Source organism: Flagellimonas onchidii, from assembly GCF_004804315.1.
GTDB lineage: Bacteria > Bacteroidota > Bacteroidia > Flavobacteriales > Flavobacteriaceae > Flagellimonas > Flagellimonas onchidii.
This window is the reverse complement of the sequence record NZ_SRXX01000002.1, coordinates 179,575-206,259: the sequence shown is the minus strand read 5'-3', so window position 1 is coordinate 206,259 and position 26,685 is coordinate 179,575. Positions and strand designations below refer to the sequence as shown.

Sequence of the window (26,685 nt, the reverse complement as noted above, 5' to 3'; positions counted from 1 at the left end):
GATAATTCATTTTCATGAGAAAGATTTTGCTTTACCTGTTATTGGCTTTCCCTCTTGTTTGTATGGCACAAATTCTAAAAGAATCTGAACGTGCCCGTGTTGTTGATGAGATTCTGGAAGAACGTTTCAATACCCTTCTGCCAAGTTTGATGGATCAAGCAGGAATTGATATGTGGATCCTCATTTCTAGAGAATACAACGAAGACCCTGTTTTAAGGACTATGCTCCCCGCTACCTGGCTAAATGCCCGACGTAGAACAATCCTTCTTTTTTATAGAGATGCTACTAAAGGCTCTATCGATAAATTGGCCGTGGCAAGGTACAATGTCGGAAAAAACATTCAATCTGCTTGGGATAAGGAAAAAGAACCTGATCAATGGAAACGCCTGATACAACTTATTGAAGAACGAAATCCAAAACGGATAGGATTGAATTTTTCCAAGGACCATAATATAGCGGATGGATTGGATAAAACCGATTACATGGAATTTATGGATGCCTTGCCCAAAAAATACCATTCTAGGGTAATTTCCGCAGAACAACTGGCAGTTCGTTGGATTGAAACCAGAACAGAAAGGGAAATGATTATTTATAATCCATTGGTGGATATTACACACGATATTATTGCAGAAGCTTTTTCAGAAAAAGTGATAACCCCTGGAATCACCACAACGACAGAAGTAGAATGGTGGATGCGCCAAAAAGTCACAGATTTGGGCTTGGAAACTTGGTTTCACCCTACAGTAGATGTGCAACGGACCAGTGAAAAATTGGTTGGTCATTTATATTCTTTTTCGGGCCGACCCGATGATTTGGTGATTCAACCAGGTGACTTGCTGCATTGCGACTTTGGAATCACATATTTACGTCTGAACACAGATTGCCAAGAGTTGGCCTATGTACTAAAACCAAATGAAAAAAAAGCCCCTAAATTTTTGGAAGACGCTCTTGTTGATGGCAATAGGGTGCAAGATTTTTTAACCACAAATATGATTAAAGGTCGCACGGGAAACGAAATCTTGGCAAAGGCTTTACAAGATGCCAAAATGGTCGGTCTTCGCCCTGCAATATATACCCACCCTTTGGGAAGTTATGGGCACTCAGCTGGAACCACAATTGGTATGTGGGATGCCCAAGGAGGTGTAATGAAGGATGATGGCGAAAACTATCCGCTTAATTATAATACCGTTTATGCAATAGAGCTGAATACAACAGTCCATATTCCAGAATGGAAAAGGGATATTCGTATTATGCTGGAGGAAGCTGGGTTTTATGGTGAAGATGGATTTCGATATGTAAATGGGCGACAAACAGAATTATTGTTGATTCCAAGAGTGAAGAATCACATTGATGATTGAGATAATAATGGATTAATGGTTAGTTGTTATGATTAAGATAAGAGTTTTTGCAATTATAGCTTTGTCCTTGACTATACAGTTCGTTTCAGGTCAGGCAAAAAATGTGACCATCTGTTGGGATGTTTCCAAATCAATGGCCGTTGGAAACCACGAAAAAGAATTCTACTTTTTGGATGCCTATTTTAAAGATGTAAAGGCGGCTAATGTTACTTTGTTGACGTTTGCAAACCAATTAATATCAAAAGAAGAGTTCAGTGTTGTTGGTAGTGATTGGTCTTTGATCAAAAAAAACTTACAATACCAAAACTATGATGGAGGCACGTCATTTGAAGGATTGGAAAGTTTTGCCCAAAATGGCGATGTGCTTCTGTTTACAGATGGAAAACAAACCGTTGGATCCGCCACACCAAAGTTTAACGGGGGGGTGTTTATCGTAAATGGTAAAAAAGATTTCGATAGGGCCAACCTTAATCTCTTGGCCATAATCAATAATGGTAACTTGGTAAATCTTTCTGAAAATAAAGATTCTAATAATCAGTCGGATAATACCCAAATCTATTCCGGAAACATTTACCAAGGAACAACAGGTTTGGCCAATGCTCAGGTTTATATCAAAGGAAACAAAGATGAATTTTCCAAATCTGATAGCTCTGGTAACTTTAGCGTCCATGCCAGAGTAGGTGATACTTTGGTTATTTTGTATGATAACAAAAGGAAGGAACAGGTTCTTGGAGATAATAGGTCAATTGATTTTTCTTTTGGCGATGAGGGAATACAACTTAAGGAGGTCGTGGTCACTGAGGAGGCCAAAACCGCAGTAAATGAAGTTACAACAGGATATGGTAAAGAAAACAAGGAAAAACTTGGTTATGCAGTTCAATCGATAGATGATGAGGATATATCAGATATTGCAATAACGGCCAATAATGCTGTTCAAGGTAAATTCTCTGGTGTACGTTTAGGTCAAAATGATGACCTGAGCCAGGTGATAATGCGGCCAAGTAATTCCATTTTGGGAAATAATTATGGTTTAATCGTGGTTGATGGCGTACCATTGGCCCAAGCAAGAACAGGTTTTAAAGGGTTGGGAGACCAACAAGCGGCCCCCTCAAACGCATCGGGCATGGCAAATGATGTGCCAGGCACAGGGTTTATCGATCCCAATAATATTGCAGAAATCACAGTATTGAAGGGATTGGCAGCTACCAATCGATTTGGAAGCATGGGAGCCAATGGAGTATTATTGATTACCACTAAGACCGCTACGGTAAACCAAATAAAAGAAGAAAGGAAAGATTTGGCTCTTTTGACGGACAACATCTATGATGTCAAGGTAAAAGTGAACAATAAATCTTTGGTAACGCCCTACCTAAAAGAACTCAAAAAAGGGAAAAATCTTCAGGAAGCATACGACATCTACCTAAAACAACGGGATAATTATGCTACATCAGAGTACTTACTGGATGTATATAGCTTTTTTCATGGTTCAAGTCCCGAAATAGCGAAACGTGTATTGACGAACATTCTCGAAAAAGAACAACCAAGTTATGAGGAATTAAGGGGAATGTACCTGCAGACTACTGAGAGTGCGTATTACGACCTAGCCTTGATTACGGCCAATCGAATGCTAGAGGTGTTTCCTAACAAGATTCAGTCATATTTTGATGTGGGAATGGCTAACAATATGGTTGAAAACTACCAAGAGGCCCTTATAATGTTCAATAGAATAATTGACGGAACTGCCAATTCAAAATTGAATTTTCAAAAAATCGAAAAAGTTGTTGGTGCTGAAATTAGAAATTTGGTTAATAAGGAGCGAAAGCACATTGATATTTCCAAAGTAGACCAAAAATATCGGAATAATCTAACCTATAATGCTCGGTTGGTGCTTGATTGGACCAATGCAGATGCCGAATTTGTTGTTCAGTTTGTGAATCCCCAAAAACGATTTTTTAATTGGGAACACACAGAAACAAGTGACCGAAAAAGAATTTTAGATGAGCTACAGCAAGGTTTCAGCATTGAACCATTTGAAATAGTGGGAGCCGATACCATTGGAGATTGGTTGCTGAATGTCACCTATTTGGGAAATAGGACAGAAGGAAACAAAACCCCAACATTTCTTAAATGTAAGGTGCAGTATAATTTCGGAAAACCAAATCAAAGAAATGAAGAATTTATCGTTCGCCTTCAAGAATCGGGAAATGAACAGCAATTGGCAAAGTTCACGGTAAAGTGATTATACCTGCAACACTCCCATATTAAATTGTTTTTCAAGGGGAGCATGATTGGACGCTTCAATACCCATTGAAATCCATTTACGGGTTTCCAAGGGATCTATAATAGCATCCGTCCAAAGTCGTGCGGCTGCGTAATAAGGTGAAATTTGATTGTCATATCGCTGTTTTATACGATCAAATAGTGCTTTTTCCTTTTGAGCATCTAGAGCTTCCCCATTTTTCTCCAAAGAGGCCTTCTCAATTTGCAATAATACTTTAGCTGCAGAATTTCCACTCATCACAGCCAGTTCAGCACTGGGCCAAGCTACAATTAATCTGGGATCATACGCCTTTCCGCACATGGCATAATTTCCCGCACCATAACTATTTCCGACAACAATGGTAAACTTAGGAACAACTGAGTTGCTCACTGCATTGACCATTTTGGCACCGTCTTTAATGATTCCTCCGTGTTCACTTTTACTTCCAACCATAAAACCCGTGACATCTTGTAAAAAAACCAAAGGAATTTTCTTTTGATTGCAATTGGCAATAAAACGGGTGGCCTTATCTGCGGAATCGGAATAAATAACCCCTCCGAACTGCATTTCCCCTTTTTTGGTCTTTACCACTTTTCGTTGGTTGGCAACAATACCAACCGCCCATCCATTAATTCGGGCGTATCCGGTCAGTATAGTTTTTCCGTATCCTTCCTTATATTGGTCAAATTCAGAATTGTCGACCAGACGTTTTATGATTTCCAACATATCATATTGATCACCTCTTGACAGCGGAAGAATGCCATAAATATCTTTTGGGTTTTCGGTGGGATCTTTGGGCTCTATTCTGTTGAAGCCCGCCTTTTCAAAATCCCCAATTTTACCAACAATCCGTTTGATTTTGTCCAAGGCATCCTTATCATTTTTGGCCTTGTAATCTGTGACTCCACTAACCTCCGAGTGCGTTGTTGCACCACCTAAGGTTTCATTATCAATACTTTCCCCAATTGCGGCCTTTACTAAATAGCTTCCGGCCAAAAAAATACTTCCAGTTTTATCAACGATCATAGCCTCATCGCTCATAATGGGTAAATAGGCTCCACCAGCGACACAACTTCCCATTACTGCCGATATTTGCGTAATTCCCATACTGCTCATTACGGCATTGTTTCTAAAAATTCTTCCAAAGTGTTCTTTATCAGGGAAAATTTCGTCTTGCATAGGTAGATACACGCCAGCACTATCTACCAAATAAATTATGGGCAACTTATTTTCAATGGAAATTTCTTGGGCCCTTAGATTTTTCTTTCCAGTTATAGGAAACCAAGCCCCGGCTTTAACTGTGGCATCATTAGCAACGACCACGCATTGTTTACCTTGAATGTAACCTATTTTTACAACTACTCCTCCGGAAGGACAACCACCATGTTCTTCATACATTCCTTCTCCTGCAAAAGCACCAATTTCAATATTTTCCGTTTCATTGTCCAAAAGATAGTCGATTCGCTCCCGAGCAGTCATTTTTCCTTTGGAATGATGCTTTTCTATGCGTTTTTTGCCTCCCCCAAGCTTAACTTGTGTGAGTTTTTTACGAAGTTCGGCCAGCTTTAACTTATTGTGGTCTTCATTTTTATTGAAGTTGATATCCATAGCACTCTGTACAATTTCATTGTGTTGCTAAAGATAAGGAGTTATAATCATTACTTTTGATTTGATATGGAGAGAGAAATACGATGGGGTATAATTGGCCCCGGAAACATCGCGAGAAAATTTACTTCGGATTTGCAAATGGTTGATAATGCCAAAATTGCCGCCGTGGCATCCCGAAATTTGGAAAGAGCCAAGAGCTTTGCTTCCGATTATCACATCGAAAACATATTTGATAGCTATGACCATTTATTTACTTCGGACACTGTAGATGTTGTTTATATCGCAACTCCACATAATTTCCACAAAGATTTGGCAATCAGAGCTATGAAGAATGGGAAACATGTGCTTTGCGAAAAGCCATTGGGAATCAATAAAAAAGAGGTAGAGGAAATTATCCAAGCCTCAAGAGAAAATAATGTGTTCATGATGGAAGGGCTCTGGTCCAGATTTAACCCATCAATACATAAAATAAAAGAACTTGTTGATTCGAAGGAAATAGGGGAGGTTACATATATCAATGCCGATTTTGCCTTTTATGGTCTTGACAGAAGTGAAGATTCAAGGGTTTTGAATCTGGACTTGGCGTCAGGTTCTTTACTGGACATAGGCATTTACCCAATTTTCTTGGCCTACTTGTTTTTAGGAATGCCAGATGAGATTCATGCATCATCCAATTTTCATTCAAATGGAACAGAGATACAAACTTCTATGATTTTTCAGTATCCCAACGCCCAAGCGATTTTGTATAGCGGATTGACCAGTGATTCAAAAATGGAAGCTAAGATTTCAGGAACTAAGGGGGAAGTTGTAATCCCCACTCGTTGGCATGAAGCGGATGGCTATTCTTTAATCAAACAAAAAGAGATTCAAAAGTTTGAATTGCCAAGAAAGGGAAATGGTTTTGTACACGAAATTTTAGAAGTTCATAAATGTCTTGTATCCAATAAGTTGAAGAGTAATTTATGGAGCCATAAAAACAGCTTGGAGTTGGTGGAATTGATGGATATAATCCGAAATAAGACTGGTATCAAGTTCCCGTTTGAAGTATAAAGTTTAGCCTGGCTTTTATGATTATTTCATTTTTCCGATATTTGGCTTCTCACCAAACCAACAACTAACTATGGGGATGAACAAAAACACCGTGCTTGCCTGGGCCACTTGGATAATGATTTTTGTAGGATTGGGAATGATTGCCCTTGGAGCTTTCAAATACGATGAAGTCGCTGGGTATGGTTTTGCCGCGGTCGGAATCGGTTTTTTTGCCATAGCTTGGGTCTTCAACGCACTGAAAGGAAGGGTTTAACCATCCAATTACATAACTTAAAACAACCAAATGTCAGACGATAAGAAAGTTATCTTTTCTATGTCTGGGGTGACCAAAACGTTTAAAACGGCTAACACCCCAGTTCTAAAAAATATTTACCTAAGCTTCTTCTACGGAGCAAAAATTGGAATCTTGGGACTCAATGGTTCTGGTAAATCCACATTATTAAAAATAATTGCTGGTGTGGACAAAAACTATCAGGGTGATGTTGTTTTTTCTCCTGGTTATACCGTGGGTTATCTGGAACAAGAACCCCAATTGGATGAAGAAAAGACCGTACTTGAAGTGGTAAAAGAGGGTGTTGCTGAAACGGTTGCCATTTTGGACGAATATAACAAGATCAATGATATGTTTGGCCTGCCGGAAGTCTATGAAGATGCTGATAAGATGCAGAAACTGATGGACAAGCAAGCTGAACTACAAGATAAGATAGACGCTTCAAACGCTTGGGAATTAGATACCAAGCTGGAAATTGCCATGGATGCTTTACGTACACCCGAATCTGATAAAAAGATAGGAGTGCTTTCTGGTGGAGAACGAAGAAGAGTGGCTTTATGTCGTTTATTACTTCAAGAACCAGACGTACTACTTTTGGATGAGCCTACCAACCACTTGGATGCTGAATCTGTGCATTGGTTGGAGCACCATTTGGCACAATATAAAGGAACCGTGATTGCTGTTACACACGATCGTTATTTCTTGGACAATGTCGCCGGATGGATTTTAGAGTTAGATAGGGGAGAGGGTATTCCATGGAAAGGGAATTATTCCAGTTGGTTAGACCAAAAATCCAAACGATTGGCCCAAGAGAGCAAACAGGCTTCCAAAAGACAAAAAACTTTGGAACGAGAGTTGGAATGGGTTAGACAAGGAGCGAAAGGAAGACAGACCAAGCAAAAAGCACGTTTAAAGAACTATGATAAGCTGCTTAGCCAGGACCAAAAACAACTGGAGGAAAAATTGGAAATCTATATTCCCAATGGACCAAGACTGGGCACCAATGTCATTGAAGCAAAGGGAGTAAGCAAAGCTTACGGAGATAAATTATTATATGAAGATTTGAACTTTAATCTTCCCCAAGCGGGTATTGTAGGCATTATTGGACCCAATGGTGCTGGTAAGACCACTATTTTTAGAATGGTCATGGGCGAAGAGAGTCCTGACAAGGGTGAATTTTCGGTTGGTGATACGGCCAAACTGGCCTATGTGGATCAAAGCCATTCCAACATTGACCCAAACAAGACCATTTGGGAAAATTTTAGCGATGGGCAAGAATTGGTTATGATGGGAGGCAAGCAGGTGAACTCAAGAGCCTATCTAAGTCGCTTTAATTTTTCTGGAAGTGAACAAAATAAGAAAGTAAGCATGCTTTCTGGAGGTGAACGAAACCGATTGCATCTGGCAATGACACTGAAGGAAGAAGGAAACGTGCTGCTTTTGGATGAGCCAACCAATGATTTGGATGTAAATACACTGAGGGCCCTTGAAGAAGGTTTAGAGAATTTTGCAGGTTGTGCCGTGATCATATCCCACGATAGATGGTTTTTGGATAGGATATGTACACACATTTTGGCTTTCGAGGGTGATTCGCAGGTATACTTTTTTGAAGGTTCGTTCTCTGATTATGAGGAAAATAAAAAGAAACGTTTGGGAACTGATATTATGCCCAAACGAATCAAATACAAGAAATTAATTCGCTAAATTGGTAGAACAATTATTTAGATAGAAAAGGAGGGTAGTATGAAGCCCCTCCCTTTCGCATTAAATAACCGAACTCAAACATTTGGTTAAAGGCCATCTTTTGCTAGCGCAAAATGATGGCTTTATTGTTGGATCCAGATTTTTGTCGTCTCAGAATCTGAACCACCTGTGACTGCTGTCCAATTAACCCTATTGGTTTCCCTTTCAGATGGAGGGTACGTGAGTCTGTTGAAATCCGTCACGAGACTTGTTGCGGCCAAAGGTACATTTGGCGTCGCATTATCGGTTCTTCTCTGTAAATTCCATGCTTCAAAAGGCTGGTGAAACAGGGAAATCCAACTTTGCTCATAAATTTGACTTAGTGCAGTAGCAACATCAGCACTATATGCAACATTCGGGTTGGTCAACATCGCATTGATTTCTGCATCAGAAGGTGCAGCAGCATCTGGTTTGTTAACTGCCCAAATTGCTGAATTGAATGCATAGTTATACCAAAAATTAACAGAAGCTGTAATTCCTTCATTGTAGAAAGTTTCTGCCATGGTCTGATCCGCTGTAACTCCGCCAACACCTCTATTATAAATTTCCGCCTTTAAAAAACTTATTTGACTACCTGTAATAATGAATTGAGGAATATCGTTGTCCAAAGTATAGTACGCATTGATTGAGGCAAAATTTGAACGGAATGAATCCCAGTCGTCGAGACGGTCATTTACATGTGGATCTCCGGTTACTGTTGGAGTAGTATTGTCTGGGTTTTGTGGATAAGGAACCCATTCGTCATTTTCATTAGGTTCAAATAGAATGCTACATCTTAAATCATAGATTCCTGATCCGTCAACATCATTTGTACTGGACATGACTTCCCACATGGTTGATCCCATTCTAACATAAGAATTTCCTCTATAAAACCCTCTTCTGTCATTGGATAAACCTGGAATGGATGCTGGGTTTAATGACACAAACTCTGCAGGCTCCAATAAAGGCTGGCTTAGAGCCGCTGTTATAATCGGGTCTGCAAAACCAGCATCTTTTTCTCTCATAACCATTGCATACCGTAGTCGAAGAGAATTGGCAAACTTTTTCCACATATCAACGTCATTATCCAGAAGTGTATCGAATCCACCAAGCGTTGCTTGAGAAGCATTTGTTGACAGGTTATCAATGGCCCATGTCAAGTCATTTATTGCTGCTTGCATTATGGATTGTTGGCTGTCGTATACAGGTCGATAGGCCTGAGCACTCAAAAAACCTTGGCCTGCCTCACTATAGGGTATATCTCCATAAAGCAAAGTAGTTGATAGTGCTTGATAGGCCATTATGGTTCGGGCCATTGCCTGGATATTCGTAAAATTCTCTGGATCCTCCTCAGCAGCAATTAAGTTTTCGATGTCGTGGTAGTTAGCCAAAGATCTATAGTACTTTTCCCAAGCTTCAGTTGTTTTATCATCCAATCTAAAACCCGAAGCGGTGTACATCGCGGCTAGTTGGGTCCATTGATATAACCACGAAACAGGTACCCTGTTTCGGGTTTCCCCCTTTTTGACTGATTGAATCAAACCGTTGAACAGTCCCGGAATTGTGGCATCTGTCAAGTTTGCTTGAAAACTGTCGTTGATGTCGCCAAAATCATCACTACAAGAGTTAGATGACAACAAACTGATCATTAGAAGCAAAAGGAAAGCTCCTTTTTTCGTTTTTATATTGTTAAATATCATTGTCTTCAATTTTTTAGTTCGATTAAAATCCTGCTCTTATGCTGATACCAACAGATCGTATGCTTGGAAAAGCGGCCCATTGTAATCCTTGTCCATTACCAGTACCATTTATACCTTCAGGATTTAGCTTTTGTGGAAGCGTAGTATATAGATAGAACAAATTTCTTCCCACCAAAGAGATGGACAGGTCTTGGAAAATATTGGTTTTGCCCATCAAATCTTTTGGGAAGTTATAGGTAAGGGACAGCTCTCTGAGCTTTGCCCAAGAATTTTCAAATACGGATAAGCTTCTAGGACGGTTCAAATGAGACCATCCTGCATAGGTAATACCATAGTAATTGGTTGGGGAAATTACTCTGTCATTTTCCCTTCCATCATCAATATTAAAACCTTCCATTACCATACCGACATCTGCACTGGTTCCATCGGGGAAAGTATATGGTAAACCACCACCGTTTCTTGCAGCAGCTGTTTCTGGTGCTAAACCACTGCCCATAGCAACAGCATGGTCAACTGAATAGATATCACCTCCAAGTTTAAAATCAACAAGGGCATTTAAGCTCAAGTTTTTGTATCGAAAAGTGTTTCCTACACCACCGGTTAATTTTGGTGCCGCATTTCCGATTTTTTGAACATCAGTTGACACCACGTACTGCGTACCAATTACTTCGCCACTTCCGTCTTGGTTGTAAATGTTCTGAACCTGTTTTCTGCCTTGTTCATCCCGCTCAAAATCGGTACCATAGATGGTTCCATAATTCTCTCCGGGTGAGGCTTTCATAAATGCTCCAAGACTGCCAAATACAGTTGCAATTTCTTGTTCTTCAACGCCTTCAGCCAATGCAACCACTTTATTGGTGTTTTTGGCTCCATTGATGCTCGCGCTCCATGAAAATGCATCGTTACGTACGATATCCGCATTAATAATGAACTCGATACCTTTATTGGTAAGCACACCAGAATTAAATACCACTTTGGATGCACCGGAAGCCAACGAAATAGCAGAAGTCATAATCTGGTTTTCTGATTTGATATCATAATACGTGAAATCCAGATTTAGGCGATTGTTGAAAAACCCTAAAGAGGTACCAATTTCTTTGGATTCTGAAGTTTGAAATGTCAAGTTATTTGGTGGTATTCTATCGGGTCTTGAGATAGTTGTCAGGCCACCAAAAGTACTTGTTGTGTACGTATTGTCCAATTGATATGGTTCCGCTGCATTAGCACTTTTACCCCATGTACCTCTGATGGTACCATAAGAGAGTATGTTGGAATCCATATTAAATGCATCTGTAAAAACAAATGATGTATTTACAGACGGATAGAAAGTTGAATTGTTGTCTTTTGGTAGGGTGGAAGTGTAATCTTGTCTACCGGTCAATTCAAAAAACAAATAATCGTTGTAAGACAAATTAAGCAAACCAATATATGCATGTGATTTTACGTCATATCTGGTTTCAATGCTCCCTGTCGTTGGGTCGGTTGTATCGGAAAAATGACCTAAGTTGTCGGCTACATAATTTGACAAAGAATAAATGTTCGGTACTTTGAATGTACTTCCATTTCTTCCTTCAACTCCTGCGGAATTGTTTGAGTATGAGTTTATGCCCACAGTAAGACTGGCATTGAACTTGTCAAACAAGAAATTATCCTTGTGAAAAGTCGCCATGAAATCCGTGTTGAATGTTTTTTGTTTGGAAACAGTCTTTCGGAACCTTCCTTCACTGATTCCATCGGGTCTGATCGTATTGTTTGTTTGTTCGAATCGTGTTCCGATCATAACGACAGAAGTTCTCATAAAGGCATTTAACCATGGTGTTATCTCGGCATTTAGCTTTAAAGTGGATAAAAATTCGTCCCTCCACAGTCTATCGTTATTTTGGTAAGTATCCCAAAACAAATCCCTACTGTATTCAGCATGAGGGTATGAGCCGGGGAATCTCACTCTATAACCGTCATAATCATCTTCACCAAAGTATAAATCCTTTTCAAGGCCTCTATACTCTCTCGACATTCCATATATATTAAACTTGGTCCAAGAATTATTGTTGCCTATTTCTGGAGTGTTCAATCTAAAATTCTGGTTGTAAGCCGCATTGATATCTGCGCTCAACACTTTTGAAATGTTGACATGGGATCCCAAAGAAAAGTTGGTGCTTTTGGAATTTGTATTCTCCACAATGGCCTTGCTATCTTGGTGGAATAATCCTACTCGGATACTTCCTAGGTCACTTGCCGAGGAAAATGACAAATTATGAGAAGTTTGCATACCCTGTCGGAACATATATTCCCTGTTATTGGGTTGTGGTGAATATGGTCTTGTCTCACCATCCCACCAAAGTGCTTCGGTTCCATCCAATCTCGGTCCCCAAGAACTACCGGCACCAAACCAACTGTATATGTCCCATGTGTTATATCCGCCTGGAATTGGTCCGTGAAAAGAATCGATTCCGGTTGCTTCGGGGTAGGGATTGCCACTCCATGCTTGAGGATAAAGAATTGCTGGAAACGGTTGACCGCTTGCAGTTCTGGGTAATTCTGGATTTGCGGTAAAAAGCGAAGCCCTAAATCCGCCACCGAATTCATTTTGTACTTCGGTGTACCTATAGGTATCCAACATTGTGGTAGTTAGATTGTATCGGATGCCCAATCCATCTCTTTCCGCACCTTTTTTTGAAGTTATTAGAATAACACCATTGGCACCCCTTGCACCATACAAGGCTGCTGCGTTTGGGCCTTTTAATACGGAAATATCCTCAACAGTACTCATATCCAAATAGCTGAGATAATTACCCCAGTCTCGGTAGTTATCTTGGTTGTTGCCAACATTTCCTTGTTCCAATTCGCTATTGTCCACTATTGCACCGTCGACAACGATTAACGGAGTGTTTCTTCCAAAAAGACTGTTGTTACCACGTATTACTATACGGGATGAAGCATTACTGATACCGTTGGAAGTGTTGATGTTCAACCCTGCTACTTTTCCTTGTAAACCCTGGGAAATATCCACAGGAGCTGCCAAGGTAACATCGGCGGCCTTAACATTTTGTACGGCATACCCAACGGATCTTTTTTGTCTTTTAAGACCAAGGGCCGTGGTAACTACAACTTCACCCAACATTTCAGCATCCTCAACTAAGGTGACACTGATATTTGATTTTCCTTCTAAAGGAATTTCCTTAGTGGTAAAACCGATATAGGAGAAAACAAGAGTAGAAGTAGAGCTGCCAACAGTGATACTATAATTTCCATCAAAATCGGTTGAGGTTCCATTTCTGGTACCTTTTTCAACAACATTCACACCGGGTAACGGTGCTCCAGATCCATCAACAACAGTCCCAGTAATAACATTTTGTTGCTGCTCAATTTTTATAGGAGCAGCAATGTTATTGGTTTTCGACGATGGTATAAGAATGATTTGTTTATCAAATACTTTGTAATCTATTTTTCCTTCAGAAAACATTTTTTTCAAAACCGCGCCAATGCGTTGTTTTCTTACTTTAATCGAAACAGTTCTATCTACATCTATTTCTCTTCTTTTAAACAGAAACTTGAATTCTGATAGCGATTCAATTTCATTGAGAACATTTTCAATACTAGTGTTTTTTAAATCTAGTGTAATCTTGGTGTTTTGAGAATAAGAACTGCCGTGAACATAGCACAAAGAAACTATCAGAAATAATGTGGTAAGTTTCATTTTGAGGCCAAATTTTAATTCATAGGCATAGGTTCCCCTTAGCTTGGTTATTTTTTTCATACTTTAGATTGATTTTTTAGTTATTTTTTAAAATCATTTTTAAATCGGGAAATGTTGCCGCATTTTCCGATTTTTTTGTTTTTAGGCTACTTCATATCATAGGCAAAATGGTTTTAGGATTAATAAATTGTAATGTCATTCGGAGTGTTTATGATATAGTTCAAACCTGGATGATTTTCTTTGAAGGAAAGAAGTACCTGGTTTATGGTTTCGATATCAAAAGTTGCATCAAACCGCTCCGATTTTAATGCTTCATTATCATTAGTGATGGAAACATTATAATGTCTCTCAAGCCTTCTTTGAATTTCAGAAAAAGGAGTGTTTTTAAATATAAGTTTGCCACTTACCCAAGCCGTATAAATCTCAGTTTCCACTTTTTCAGTAGTAATTAGTTGGTTTTCCTTGTCCCAAGATGCCTTGTAGTTAGGTTCTAATGACTGTAAGTTGTCTTTTTGTGCTTCTGGGGTTACCGAAACAGCTCCCTCGACGAGTACAGTATTTACTTTGGGATCCTCTGGATAGGCTGAGATATTGAACTCGGTTCCCAAGACTTGGACGTCGATAGATTCTGCATTTACCCTGAACGGATGTAATGAATCTTTGGCAACATCGAAATACGCTTCTCCTTTTAAATAAACTTGTCGGTTTTCACCTGGAATAAACTGCACTGGATATTTAAGAGTAGTTCCGGCATTAAGGTAAATTTTGGTATTATCTGAAAGAACAAGCTCAAATCGCTCCCCATAGGGCACGTATAACTCGTTATAGACCAGTTCCTTTACATTGCTTTTATTTTGGTATTGCAACTTTCCTCCTTTTTGTACTCCGACCACCTCTCCTTTGGTGTTTACAATATTTTGTTCTTCCGAGGTTGTAATAATCTTGACATCCCCGTTCCCTTGTTGCAGGGTGATTGAGTTATGCATGGGAATCTTGTCTGTATTCTTTGTCAATAAAAAGAATGTACTTAAACCTACTATACCTATAAACGCGGCTGCATATTTTAATACACGAAGTCGAATGACTTTTTTACGTTTGACAAACTGTTGCTTTTCAGCAACTCCGTGCCAACCTTCACTTTTATTGATAGTATCGTAGTGTTCTATTTTGCTCACGACCTTTTGATAATCAACATCTGTTTTTGAAAGATGTTTTTCCCTTAACTCTTTCAGGTTTTGTTTCTCATTATCGTTAAGAACCTCTAATTTTTCTTTAATGAGAAGCTTTGGAAGTTTAAAAATATCTTTCATTGAGGTTATCCTTATTTGTATATAGAACAACCCAAAATTGAAAAGGTATTACCCTAAGGTTAATTTTTTTTGATTTTTGTTAAATTCTTAGGAGATTAATTACGAAAGCAATAAGAGGTTGAGGAAGTTTATTATTATAGCATTGTCTTTGAATTTTTCCCTTAAAATTTTGTAGGTCTGTGATTTAAGGGTCTTAACGGTTTGTAGTTTAATCCCAAGCCTAAGGGCAATATCTTGATTTTTGACTCCCATAAGACTAAGTTTAATAATTTCTTTTTTGCGTTCAGGTAACTTTTCAATTGCATTATGCAGCTCTTTGGCAACCTCCTCGTTTACAATTTGTTTTATGAAAAGGTTGTCATCCTGAAGTGATTTCATGGCTTCTAGGACGTACTTGTCCTTAACCCGCTTATGCTTGATAATATTATAGCATTTGTTTCTGACCGAGGTATATAAATACACCTTTAATGATGTGTCGTCTGGGAACATAAGCTCTTTTTCCCAGAGGGTTACAAACACATCTTGGACTAAATCTTGGCATTCAGCGGTACTAGGAATAAAATTACAGGCATAGGAAACTAATGGCTTATAGTACTCGTTAAAAACGCCTTTTAGTCTATCATTTTTGTTTGCATTACTGTTAATGCTCAATTGTAGTCAGTTTTATTGGTAATTTCTTTAATGTTAAAATGAAAATAATAAATATGAAATTACTTTTACGACTTTTTAAATTATTCTATAATATTTCTTACAAGCTAAAAGGTAGATTCGTTCAATATGAATAAAAACCGTAGCCTACGCAAACTAGACTCGAGTAATTGATGTTATTTCTTTTTAAGAGGAAAATTCGGGACATTAGGCCATTTGAGAAAAAGGCTAGTTTTTCTCTTCGAGCGCTTTGAGTCCTTCTTCCAAAAGTTTTTTGGCTTCCTGTAGGTAAGCTTCTTGATGGTATTCCATGGAATTGGGGTCATTTTTGTTCCCTGATGAAGTATTGCTGAAGGACTTTGAAAATAGAATCAACTGCTCAATAGCTTTTTCTGTAGATTTGAGTTTGTCCTTAGCATGTTTGTCAAATACCTTAACCATTTCAGCTTCCATAGAGGCTTGACTGGTTTCTTGGTCATCTGAATAGGCCTCATGCTCAAAAGTACTGTCATCACTATCCTCGACAACCGTCGTTGATTGCCTACCTTGAGTGCATTCGTCCAAAATAGTTATCAATTCATTGATTTGCCCCAAAGCCTTTTTACTAAAGAATCTTCCGGCATCCCAATCAACAGGTTCTATGGCTTTGTCAAGGGTTTCTAAAACATCAAGGGTTTTATCCTCAGATTTGACACAACCACACTCAGCCGTATATGCCTTAGATTGCTCCAATGCTTTTTGGGCTCTCTCGGCATAGTACATCTGATGCTCAAAATTGGTTGCGCCCAATGCTTTCTTCGAATGGCTTAAGCCATAAGTAACTTTGGCATAAAGATTATCGCAGGGATTGGAAAAAGACAGGTTAACGGCAAAACTGAATGCAAAAGCAAACAAAGTATAGGATTTGGGGGACATTTTTTGTTGATTTGGTTAAGCACTATGTTTAACGTAGATAATGCCTTATTATTTTATGCCTTTAGTAGTCCGCTTCAGGGTACCAATCCAATTGAACCACTTTAATATTGGAATTACCTGTATTGACCAGGGTTTTAAACTTGTTGACATCACTTACATTTGGCCTTCCGCGATAGTGATATGGATAAACTTCTTTTGGCTGAAACTCCAACACGGCATCTGCAGCACTCTCCACTGTCATTGTATAGGGTAAATTCATACAAACAAAGGCTTTGTCGATATTTTGAAGACTTCTCATTTCAGGAATATCCTCAGTATCACCTGAAAAATAAAGACGTTTTCCACCTAAATCCAGAACATACCCGTTGCCTCGTCCTTTGGTATGAAACTTTAAGGCTTCGGTTCTTAAATTGTACATGGGGATGGCTTGTACCTTAATATCGTAACGTTCTTTGGAATCGCCATTGTTCAAAACATCTATTTGAGGTGTAAATTCATCGGGGATTTTATCCGCCACAGCTCTAGGCATTATTATTTTAGCTTTTTTGGTATCCAATTCTTGCAAAGTTTCCAAGCTAAAGTGGCCTCCATGGACATCTGTAATTAAAATTAAATCTGGTAGTTTTTGATTTTCGAAAGCTTTTTTGCCGCCGACAGGGTCAACATATATAGTGATGTTGTTCCATTCCACAATAGCGGTAGCATGTTCAATGGGAATAATTTTTATCGTACTGGGACTATTGTTCTGACTAATCAATGAGTGGATGGATACAACCAAAATTAAAAGTAAAGACGAACATTGAATTTTTTCTTTCATGCCAAATAGTTACTCTATTTCTTTTAAAATTAATGGTTTGGTCGGACTATGATCAATTTCTTTAACAATTTTTGATTGAAAAAAATCCAAATCAAAAAACGAAACGTATATAAACCAAACACGATTGATTAAATACTTAAACTAAGAATCAATTAATTAGAAAGTTATGAGTGAAACAAAAAGTAACAACGGATTAAAGGTAATTGCTGGCTTGCTTGGGGTGGTTCTTCTAGGAACTATTATTTATACCGTTAGCCTTTACCAAGATAAGAAAAAGACCACTGCAGCTTTGACTCAGGAAAAAGATTTGGTTGTGGAAGATTTGAACAACTTGAAGTCTGAGTACGACAAGGCAATTTTGGAAAGTAATGCAACCAATGAAGAGTTGGTGGCAGCAAGAGATAACATCGCAAAATATATTGACTCTGTATCTGCAATGAAAGCCGACATTGCTAGCCTATCAAGATATAGAAGACAAGTAAGTGTACTCAAGGCTGAAAGAGAGAAACTATTGAAGCAAGTAGACTCCTTGACCACTTCCAACACTTTGTTGGCCATGGAAAGAGATAGCACTTTTGCCGAGCTGGAGGCACAAACTGTATTTAATGATTCGTTGGTTGTTCAGAATACTCAATTGGCCGATGCTGTTGAAAGAGGTTCTGCACTTAGCCTCTCAACGTTTACTGTTGATGCTGTGAGAGAAAGAAACAGTGGTAAATTGGTTTCAACTTCAAGAGCTAAGGCAACTGATAAATTTAAAGTTTGCTTTACTATTGCTGATAACGTTATCGCTGAAGCAGGCGATAGAGAGTTCTTTATCGAAGTATTGGATCCCCAAGGAAATGTATTGGGAGATAGCTTCTCAAAATCTACAGATGAAGGAGCTTCTATAACTTATAGTAAGGGAACTAATTTTTACTATGAAAACAGCTCTTTGGATGTTTGTGACTATATAAACAAACCGGCTGCAGATTTCCAGAAAGGGAATTATATGGTAAACGTTTACGACAATGGTCTTAAATTGTTGGGAACTTCTAAATTCACTTTGAAATAGCATACACTATCCATATTTATAAAAAAGCCCGGTTGCATTGCACCGGGCTTTTTTGTTTATGGTTTCTAGACTATTTTAAACTACCCACCATGTCTTCGGGTTTTACCCATTCGTCATATTCCTCAGGAGTAACATAGCCCAAGTTTATGGCTTCTTCTCTTAAAGTTGTACCATTTTTATGTGCAGTATTGGCAATTTCCGCTGCTTTGTAGTAACCAATTTTTGTATTTAAGGCGGTAACAAGCATTAGCGAATTGTTCAATAAGGTTTTGATCACATCATGATTGGGCTGAATACCAACAGCACAATTAACATCAAAACTTACACATGCATCTCCAATCAGCTGAGCAGATTGAAGGATATTGGCAGCCATCATGGGCTTGAACACATTCAGTTCATAATGCCCTTGCGTACCTCCGACACTTACAGCCACATCATTACCTATAACTTGTGCACAAACCATGGTCATGGCTTCGCACTGTGTTGGGTTGACTTTTCCCGGCATGATGGAACTTCCAGGCTCGTTGGCAGGAATAATGATTTCTCCAATACCAGAACGAGGTCCAGAGGCCATCATACGAATATCATTGGCAATTTTGTTCAATGAGACGGCCAATTGTTTCAATGCACCATGGCTTTCCACTATGGCATCATGTGCTGCTAGCGCTTCAAATTTATTTTCAGCTGTAACAAAAGGTAAGTTTGTGAACTTTGCAATGTATTTTGCAACCAATACATCATAACCTTTAGGGGTGTTCAACCCTGTGCCAACGGCAGTTCCTCCTAAAGCTAGCTCGCTTAAATGTGGTAAAGTATTTTTTAAAGCCTTAAGTCCATGGTCCAATTGCGAAACATACCCTGAGAATTCTTGACCTAGGGTTAGGGGGGTGGCATCCATTAAGTGGGTACGCCCTATCTTGACCACATTTTTAAATTCTTTTGATTTTTTATCTAAAGTATTTCTCAACTGTTTTACTCCTGGAATTGTGACCTCGACAATTTTCTTATAGGCGGCGATGTGCATTCCCGTTGGGAAAGTATCGTTCGAGGATTGACTTTTGTTCACATCATCATTGGGTTGAATGGTCTTCTCGTCTTCACCAATCTTTTTACCAGCGATTTCATGAGCCCTATTGGCAATCACTTCGTTGACATTCATGTTACTTTGGGTTCCCGAACCCGTTTGCCAAATGACCAAAGGAAATTGGGAATCGTGCCGACCTGTTAGAATCTCATCACATACTTGGGCAATTAAATCTCTTTTTTCTATAGGAAGGACGCCCAATTCGTGATTGGTGTAAGCCGCTGCCTTTTTTAAATAGGCAAAACCATAGACAACATCCAATGGCATTGAAGCAGGAGCGCCTATTTTAAAGTTATTTCGAGATCGTTCAGTTTGGGCTCCCCAATATTTGTCGGCAGGGACTTTAACCTCGCCCATGGTGTCTTTTTCTATTCTAAAACTCATTGTGTATACTTTAAGATGTGCAAATTTAGGGGTTAGGGGATTTATATCTTATGAAAGATGTCAGCATTTAAACATTTTTTTAAGACAGATTTGTTTTTTTTGGACAAATGAAGGTATCTTTGTTCAACAAAAGGAAAATATAATGTTCGATTTTGACCAATACTTAGGGTTTTTAGCTTTTTTGACCATCCTTACGATAGGGTTCTGGTTGTTGATTTTTTTATTGACTTTTGTAGTGCCTTACTGGTTGTTCGGCAATTTGATGGAAATGTATAAAGAAAAACGCGAAGCTAAACGAGCTAAGCGCAACGCATAAAAAAAGAGGCTTTTAAAGCCTCTTTTTTATTGAGAATATTTATCAAAGTTTAGCTTTGGATTCCGATTAAATTGTCATTCAGAGCTTGCTTCGGAATCTAAATGAAAATTTTCTTCAAATTTTCATTCTTTGGATTTTTTCTTCCGCTTTTTCTTCTTGTTCTTCTTTTTAATTTTATTGGTCTTGAATTGGTTTTCCTGAAGTTCCATAAAAGCTTGGTATTTATCTTCAGGTAAGCCCAACTTTAATTCTTCATCTTGTCTAACCTTGATTTTTTCGACTTCTTCCCTCATTTTGTTTTCCTCCAGCTGCAAAATACTCAGTTCAATACGTTGCTGAACAGATTTTATTAGAGTAGTTCGAACAACAGCTTCTTCAAAAGGATTTAACGCCAAGGCCTCTGAAATGGATGCCATTTGTAAATCAACAATTTCTTCCGAGGTTAAAGGTTTTTCTTCCTTGGGCGGAGCTTGCGCTTGAGGTACAATACTTCGTTGCCTACCATATCGGTTACCATATCCGTATCCGTAAGGGTTTCCATATCCGTATTGCGCTACAAGTGTATCGGTAAAGAAAATCCCGAGCAACATAAATAATATTAGGGACAGTTTGTTTTTCATGCTTGTGTAATTCTAGTTCTGATAGGAACAAGGTAAAAGTCCAAAAAATTGCCCAGTACAACAAATAAAGACGTTGAAAATCATAGCATTACTATAATAATGCGTCAATATTCTCTGTAGGGCGACCTATAACAGCTTTTCCATCTTTGATAATAATGGGCCGTTCAATAAGCTTCGGATTTTCAACCATTGCAGCTATAATTTCGTCATCTGACAACGTTTTACCCTTATAGTTTTCTTTCCAGACCGCTTCATTTTTACGAACCAATTCCAGGGGTGTTATGCCAAGATAGGCTATAATTTGCTTCAGTTCGTCCGTTGTGGGGATATCTTCCAAATATCGTACCACTTCGAATTCAACTCCTGAATTTTCAAGGTGCTGTAATCCTTGTCTAGACTTGGTACACCTAGGGTTGTGATAAATCTTTATCATCTCTATTTACAATTAACAGTTGTCAATAAACAATTTCCAATGGACTTTTCCATCAGATATCAGACTCATAGCTCTTTCACTTATAGTCCGAAGCTTTAGCGAAGAACTACTCTTCTTTTTGCCCCATCATCATCAAATAGGCTTTTAAGAAAGGATTGATTTCTCCGTCCATAACCGCATCAACATTTCCGGTTTCCTCCGCCGTACGAACATCCTTTACCAATTTATAGGGGTGCATTACGTAATTCCTTATTTGCGAACCCCACTCAATTTTCATCTTTGATGATTCAATTTCTGCCCGTGCTTCCTGTTTTTTGCGGAGTTCAATCTCGTAAAGTTGGGATTTGAGCATTTTCATTGCGGTGGCCCGGTTATCATGCTGTGATCTTGAATCAGAACAAGATATTTGAATTCCGGTAGGTTTGTGAACCAGTTGTACTTTAGTTTCCACTTTGTTCACATTTTGTCCACCAGCACCACTTGAGCGCGCTGTCGTGATTTCAATATCGGACGGATTCACCTCGATTTCAATAGTATCGTCTACTAGTGGGTACACATAGACCGATGCGAAGGAAGTATGTCGTTTTGCGTTGCTATCAAATGGTGAAATTCGAACCAGTCGATGAACTCCATTTTCCCCTTTCAACCATCCGAAGGCAAACTCACCATCAATTTGAAGCGTCACCGTCTTGATTCCTGCCACATCACCTTCCTGATAATTAAGTTCTTTGACCTTGTAGCCATTCTTTTCACTCCACATCAAATACATCCGCATGAGCATGGAAGCCCAATCACAACTTTCGGTCCCACCAGCACCAGCAGTTATTTGAAGAACAGCGGTCAGCTCATCACCCTCCTCGGAAAGCATATTTTTGAACTCTAGATCTTCTATGGAAAGTTTGGCGTTCTCAAAATTGGAATCTACCTCTTCCTCAGAAACTTCACCCGCCTGTTGAAATTCCAGTAAGACCTCTAAATCTCCAACAAGTGCTTCGGCAGCATTAAAATTCTCTACCCACTTTTTCTTTGATTTTAGCGATTGCATTTGAACTTGGGCTTTTTGGGGATCGTCCCAAAAACCTGGAGCCGCAGTTTTCTCCTCTTCGTTCTCTATTTCAATAAGTTTGGCATCAATGTCAAAGATACCTCCTTAACGCACCAAGGCGCTCAATAAGATCTTTATGCTGATCTGTGGTAACCATATAAATTATTTCAGGCAAAAATACTATTTCGGTATAGTCAAGCAACGAAATTTATATAATTTTAGCAAGAACTCTCTACGACATGAAACAAGACTTTCTCTATCTCCTATTTTTTCTATTGACCTTCAGCTTTTTACAAGCGCAAAATTTTGAAAAGACCAAGGATTTTCAAAAATTCAACGGTTATTTCAACTTCTACTACGATGACTCCAATGATAAAATCTTCTTGGAAGTGGATGACCTGGAAAAGGACTTTCTTTATGTATACTCCCTAAGCAGTGGTATTGGAAGCAACGATATTGGTTTGGATAGGGGACAATTGGGAAACGAGCAAGTTGTTTATTTCAAAAAAGCGGGAAATAAATTGTTGTTGGTTCAACCGAATCTAAAATTTAGGGCAATAACTGATAATGAATTGGAAAAAAAATCAGTGGAACAGGCATTTGCCAAATCGGTTCTGCATGGGTTTAAAATAGAGGAAGAATCAAAGGGCAGTTATCTGATTGATATTACGGATTTTTTGATTAGAGATGCCCATGGTGTTTCCAACCGCTTAAAAAACACTAAACAGGGAACCTACAATTTGGATATTTCAAAAAGTGCTTTGGCCTTTGAGCGTACCAAGGCATTTCCAAAGAATATTGAATTTGATGTGACCCTTACCTTTAAAGGTAATCCTACTGGTGAGTGGATTCAATCTGTTGCACCCAACCCTTCGTTGGTAACCGTGGCACAACACCATTCCTTTATTGAATTACCAGACGATGGCTATGAAAAAAGGGAGTTTGACCCTCGATGTGGCTCGTATCCTTTTTCGTATTACGATTATGCGACCCCGGTACAAGAACCCATTTTAAAACGTTTTGTGACCCGTCATCGCCTTAAAAAGAAAAACCCAAATACCGAAGTAAGCGAAGCGGTTGAACCTATTGTGTATTATTTGGATAATGGAACTCCTGAACCCGTACGCTCCGCTTTATTGGATGGCGGAAGGTGGTGGAACCAAGCTTTTGAGGCTATTGGATATAAAGATGCTTTCCAGCTAAAGATTTTACCTGATGATGCCGACCCTATGGACGTAAGATACAATGTTATTCAATGGGTACATCGTTCAACCCGTGGCTGGAGCTACGGAATGAGCGTTACCGACCCAAGAACCGGAGAAATCATAAAAGGACATGTAAGTCTCGGGAGTCTTCGCATTCGTCAAGATTTTTTAATAGCCCAAGCATTAATGAACAAACCTTTTGCTGAACGGGATGATAATTATCAACCCATGCTGGAAATGGCATTGGCTCGAATCCGTCAATTATCTGCCCATGAAATAGGACATACCCTCGGTTTTGCACATAATTTCGCCGCAAGTACAAACAATAGGGCTTCGGTTATGGATTATCCGCATCCACAATTTATTTTGGATGGGGACAATATTAATTTTGACAATGCTTACGACACAAATATTAGAGCGTGGGATAAGGTAACAGTAGCCTATTCGTATTCGGATTTTCCAAATGGAGTTGGCGAAAAAGAAGACTTGAATGCTATTTTACAGCAAGCTCAAACTGACGGTCTGCGCTACATCTCAGACCAAGATGCTAGACCGAGGGGAGGGGCGCATGCATTGGCACACTTATGGGACAATGGCAAAAATGCTTCTCAAGAATTGGAAAACGTACTAAAAATCAGAAAAAAGGCAATCGCCAATTTTTCGATGGACAATGTACGAAAAGGAGAGCCCAACTCGGTGCTTGAAGATGTGTTTGCTCCGTTGTATTTCTTTCATAGGTATCAGACCGAAGCGGTTTCCAAATTGATTGGCGGATTGGATTACAATTATGCCGTTAAAGGAGATGGACAACGAACCGTGTTTCCTATTAGCTCTGCTACCCGAGAAAATGCACTGCAGACCATTTTGAAAACTTTGGATGCTTCTGAAATTGCAATTCCAGAGAATAAACTGGAACTTTTCCCACCAAGAGCTATTGGCTATGGCAGGTCAAGAGAATCTTTTAAAGGAAGGACGGGGGTGACCTTTGACGCTTTATCGGCCGCAGAAACCGCAGCTGATATGACCTTGGGGCTTTTGTTGCATCCTGAAAGAGCCTCTAGATTGATTCAGCAAAAAAGTTTGGACAAAAATCAAATAGGACTTACCCAAGTTTTAGACGAATTGATTGAAAATACCATTTTAGAAAGTAACAAGAATGCTTATCTGAACGAAGTGCAACAAGTTATCAACTTTCGAGTGCTTAGCCATATCATGAATTTGGCAGCTAGTAAACAGGTGCATCCACAGGTCAATGCCATAGCCAATGAAGCTTTAAGAGCACTAAAGATTTCACTTTTGAGTAATGGAAGAAATCTTATTTCGGCGGAAATGGTTAGGCTAATTGATGCTTTCAACAAGGCACCAGAGCGTTTTAAGACAAAGCAATCTCCAAAGATTCCTGATGGATCGCCAATTGGGATGGATTGTTTTCATTAAACAATTGACAGTCAATAATTCACAATGGCCAATGAACAATTATCCAAATTTTCAGCAATCGAGCAATCTAACCCTCTAAATATCCAATAATCCACTTATGCAAATGGAAATAAACTTAATTAGCGATACGGTAACCCGACCCACTCCAGGCATGTTGGAAGCTATGATGAATGCCAAGGTAGGGGACGATGTGTTCAAAAATGACCCAAGCGTAAATGCTTTGGAAGAAAAAGTGGCCAATTATTTTGGGATGGAGGCGTCCCTGTTTTTTCCCAGTGGCACTATGGCCAACCAAACTGCTATTAAATTATATACGAATCCAGGTGATCAGTTGATATGTGATAAATATGCTCATGTATATAATTACGAAGGAGGAGGAGTGAGTTTTAATAGTGGTGTTTCTTGTAAATTGGTGGACGGTAACAGGGGAATGATGACTGCGGAACAGGTAGAACAATCTATAAACCCTCCAGATTTTTATCATAGTCCATTGACTTCGCTTGTCTGCATTGAGAATACCACCAATAAAGGGGGAGGAGCTTGTTGGGATTTTGATGAGCTTAAAAAAATAGGGAAGGTCTGTGATAATAACAATCTAAAGTATCATTTAGATGGAGCGCGCCTTTGGAATGCGTTGGTAGCCCAACAGGAAAATCCAAAGGATTACGGAAACTTGTTCGACTCCATTAGTGTGTGTCTCAGCAAAGGTTTGGGTTGTCCGGTAGGTTCGGTTTTGGTCGGGAGTCAAGAGTTGATTGACGATGCATTGCGCGTACGAAAAGTTTTAGGCGGAGGTATGCGCCAGTCCGGTTTTTTGGCTGCGGCAGGAATCTACGCGTTGGATAATCACATCGATAGACTTGACGAAGACCATCAAAAGGCCAAAGAAATCGGGGAAGTTTTAAAGGGGATGCGATGTATCCAAAAAGTAGAGCCGATAGAGACCAACATCATCATTTTTAAGTTGGATGAATCCAAAATATCTTCAGAAAACTTTTTGGCCAAACTAAAGGAAAACAACATTTCAATTATTGGTATGGGCCAAGGTAAACTACGCATTGTAACTCATTTGGACTACACGCAGGAAATGCATTCCTATTTTTTGGAAGTGCTAAGGGAATTGAGCAAATAATAATGGATTTGTTTATTCTTAGATTTGAAAATTCTATTTTTTGTACATATTTTTGTACAAAAAAATAGAAATCATGCTTATTGCTACCGTTTCTGATTTTAGAAAAGACATCAAATCATATCTAGATAGGGTCGCTAAGAATTTTGAGATCTTGATTATTAATCGAGGAAAAGATTCCGGTATTGTAGTTATGTCGCTTAAAGAATATAATTCCTTAATGGCAACACAGCACGAACTTTCCTCGAGAAAGAATGAATTACGACTCGATTCCGCAATAACAAAATTGAAAACCCAAACCTCCTTTGAAAAAGATTTAATGGAGGATTGAAATGAAATATATTTTTGTAGACGAGTCTTGGGAGGATTACCTCTATTGGCAAAAAACCGATAAAAGGAAGCTAAAGAAAATCAATGAACTACTAAAAGATATCGCTAGGCAACCTTTTGAAGGACTCGGAAAGCCTGAACCACTGCGACATAAGTATGCCGGATTTTGGTCTCGAAGAATTGACCATGAACATCGTTTAATCTACAGATATGAACAAGGCCAAATATTGATTGCCAAGTGTAGGTTTCATTATGATTGATTCCGATTAATCGATTTGTTGGAGGACATCAA

At 39.0% G+C, this 26,685-nt stretch carries 21 protein-coding genes; 10 read left to right on the top strand and 11 right to left on the bottom strand.

Annotation, left to right across the window (positions count from 1 at the left end):
* The first annotated feature begins 14 nt into the window (after positions 1-14).
* Both E4661_RS02995 and E4661_RS02990 read left to right on the top strand, forming a co-directional pair.
* Complete coding sequence (locus E4661_RS02995) at positions 15-1,358, top strand: M24 family metallopeptidase (protein WP_136465334.1); 1,344 nt, start codon at positions 15-17, stop codon at positions 1,356-1,358.
* A 28-nt stretch (positions 1,359-1,386) separates the two neighbouring features.
* Positions 1,387-3,597 carry a TonB-dependent receptor plug domain-containing protein gene (locus tag E4661_RS02990; protein ID WP_136465333.1) on the top strand — a complete coding sequence of 737 codons (2,211 nt, stop codon included), beginning with the start codon at positions 1,387-1,389 and terminating at the stop codon, positions 3,595-3,597.
* Here E4661_RS02990 and E4661_RS02985 read toward each other — a convergent pair whose 3' ends face one another.
* Positions 3,598-5,226 (bottom strand): acyl-CoA carboxylase subunit beta, encoded by a 1,629-nt coding sequence (locus E4661_RS02985; RefSeq protein WP_136465332.1) that lies wholly within the window; start codon positions 5,224-5,226, stop codon positions 3,598-3,600.
* 66 nt (positions 5,227-5,292) lie between these two features.
* On the opposite strand from E4661_RS02985, the gene E4661_RS02980 reads away from it, so the two are divergent.
* From E4661_RS02980 to ettA, 3 genes are all read left to right on the top strand, one after another.
* Complete coding sequence (locus E4661_RS02980; RefSeq protein ID WP_136465331.1) at positions 5,293-6,276, top strand: Gfo/Idh/MocA family protein; 984 nt, start codon at positions 5,293-5,295, stop codon at positions 6,274-6,276.
* A 76-nt stretch (positions 6,277-6,352) separates the two neighbouring features.
* Positions 6,353-6,529: a CAL67264 family membrane protein gene (locus E4661_RS19010; RefSeq protein ID WP_168796318.1), complete on the top strand. Its 177-nt coding sequence runs from the start codon at positions 6,353-6,355 to the stop codon at positions 6,527-6,529.
* A gap of 30 nt (positions 6,530-6,559) precedes the next feature.
* The gene (gene ettA / locus E4661_RS02975; protein ID WP_136465330.1) at positions 6,560-8,251 is read left to right on the top strand and encodes an energy-dependent translational throttle protein EttA; all 1,692 of its coding nucleotides are present in this window, start codon (positions 6,560-6,562) and stop codon (positions 8,249-8,251) included.
* Between the two features lie 122 nt (positions 8,252-8,373).
* Here ettA and E4661_RS02970 read toward each other — a convergent pair whose 3' ends face one another.
* From E4661_RS02970 to E4661_RS02945, 6 genes are all read right to left on the bottom strand, one after another.
* The gene (locus E4661_RS02970; RefSeq protein WP_136465329.1) at positions 8,374-9,969 is read right to left on the bottom strand and encodes a SusD/RagB family nutrient-binding outer membrane lipoprotein; all 1,596 of its coding nucleotides are present in this window, start codon (positions 9,967-9,969) and stop codon (positions 8,374-8,376) included.
* Positions 9,970-9,991: 22 nt separating this feature from the next.
* Positions 9,992-13,726: a SusC/RagA family TonB-linked outer membrane protein gene (locus E4661_RS02965; protein ID WP_136465328.1), complete on the bottom strand. Its 3,735-nt coding sequence runs from the start codon at positions 13,724-13,726 to the stop codon at positions 9,992-9,994.
* Between the two features lie 119 nt (positions 13,727-13,845).
* Complete coding sequence (locus E4661_RS02960) at positions 13,846-14,976, bottom strand: FecR family protein (protein ID WP_136465327.1); 1,131 nt, start codon at positions 14,974-14,976, stop codon at positions 13,846-13,848.
* A gap of 99 nt (positions 14,977-15,075) precedes the next feature.
* Positions 15,076-15,627 (bottom strand): RNA polymerase sigma-70 factor, encoded by a 552-nt coding sequence (locus E4661_RS02955; RefSeq protein WP_136465326.1) that lies wholly within the window; start codon positions 15,625-15,627, stop codon positions 15,076-15,078.
* Between the two features lie 225 nt (positions 15,628-15,852).
* Positions 15,853-16,539, bottom strand: coding sequence for a hypothetical protein (locus E4661_RS02950; RefSeq protein WP_136465325.1), 687 nt, complete (start codon positions 16,537-16,539; stop codon positions 15,853-15,855).
* Between the two features lie 61 nt (positions 16,540-16,600).
* Entirely contained in the window at positions 16,601-17,356 is a 756-nt protein-coding gene (locus E4661_RS02945) for an MBL fold metallo-hydrolase (protein WP_136465324.1), read from the bottom strand.
* A 166-nt stretch (positions 17,357-17,522) separates the two neighbouring features.
* On the opposite strand from E4661_RS02945, the gene E4661_RS02940 reads away from it, so the two are divergent.
* Positions 17,523-18,410, top strand: coding sequence for a hypothetical protein (locus E4661_RS02940; protein WP_136465323.1), 888 nt, complete (start codon positions 17,523-17,525; stop codon positions 18,408-18,410).
* Positions 18,411-18,480: 70 nt separating this feature from the next.
* Here the strand turns inward: E4661_RS02940 and fumC are convergent, their stop codons facing one another.
* The 4 genes from fumC to prfB form a co-directional block, all read right to left on the bottom strand.
* Entirely contained in the window at positions 18,481-19,878 is a 1,398-nt protein-coding gene (gene fumC / locus E4661_RS02935) for a class II fumarate hydratase (RefSeq protein WP_136465322.1), read from the bottom strand.
* A 438-nt stretch (positions 19,879-20,316) separates the two neighbouring features.
* Positions 20,317-20,814 carry a hypothetical protein gene (locus E4661_RS02930; protein ID WP_136465321.1) on the bottom strand — a complete coding sequence of 166 codons (498 nt, stop codon included), beginning with the start codon at positions 20,812-20,814 and terminating at the stop codon, positions 20,317-20,319.
* Positions 20,815-20,905: 91 nt separating this feature from the next.
* Complete coding sequence (arsC, locus tag E4661_RS02925; RefSeq protein ID WP_136465320.1) at positions 20,906-21,247, bottom strand: arsenate reductase (glutaredoxin); 342 nt, start codon at positions 21,245-21,247, stop codon at positions 20,906-20,908.
* A 106-nt stretch (positions 21,248-21,353) separates the two neighbouring features.
* Positions 21,354-22,449 (bottom strand): peptide chain release factor 2 gene (gene prfB / locus E4661_RS02920; protein WP_136465319.1). Its coding sequence is split into 2 segments (ribosomal slippage): positions 21,354-22,385 and positions 22,387-22,449, totalling 1,095 coding nucleotides; the frame shifts between segments, so codons are not numbered across the junction.
* 82 nt (positions 22,450-22,531) lie between these two features.
* Between prfB and E4661_RS02915 the strand changes: the two genes are divergently transcribed.
* The 4 genes from E4661_RS02915 (at position 22,532) to E4661_RS02900 (ending at position 26,653) form a co-directional block, all read left to right on the top strand.
* Positions 22,532-24,934, top strand: coding sequence for a zinc-dependent metalloprotease (locus E4661_RS02915; RefSeq protein ID WP_136465318.1), 2,403 nt, complete (start codon positions 22,532-22,534; stop codon positions 24,932-24,934).
* A gap of 103 nt (positions 24,935-25,037) precedes the next feature.
* Positions 25,038-26,066, top strand: coding sequence for a threonine aldolase family protein (locus E4661_RS02910; RefSeq protein ID WP_136465317.1), 1,029 nt, complete (start codon positions 25,038-25,040; stop codon positions 26,064-26,066).
* Positions 26,067-26,139: 73 nt separating this feature from the next.
* Entirely contained in the window at positions 26,140-26,394 is a 255-nt protein-coding gene (locus E4661_RS02905; RefSeq protein WP_136465316.1) for a type II toxin-antitoxin system Phd/YefM family antitoxin, read from the top strand.
* 1 nt (position 26,395) lies between these two features.
* On the top strand, positions 26,396-26,653 hold the full coding sequence (locus E4661_RS02900; protein WP_136465315.1) for a Txe/YoeB family addiction module toxin: 258 nt from the start codon (positions 26,396-26,398) through the stop codon (positions 26,651-26,653).
* Positions 26,654-26,685 lie beyond the last annotated feature (32 nt).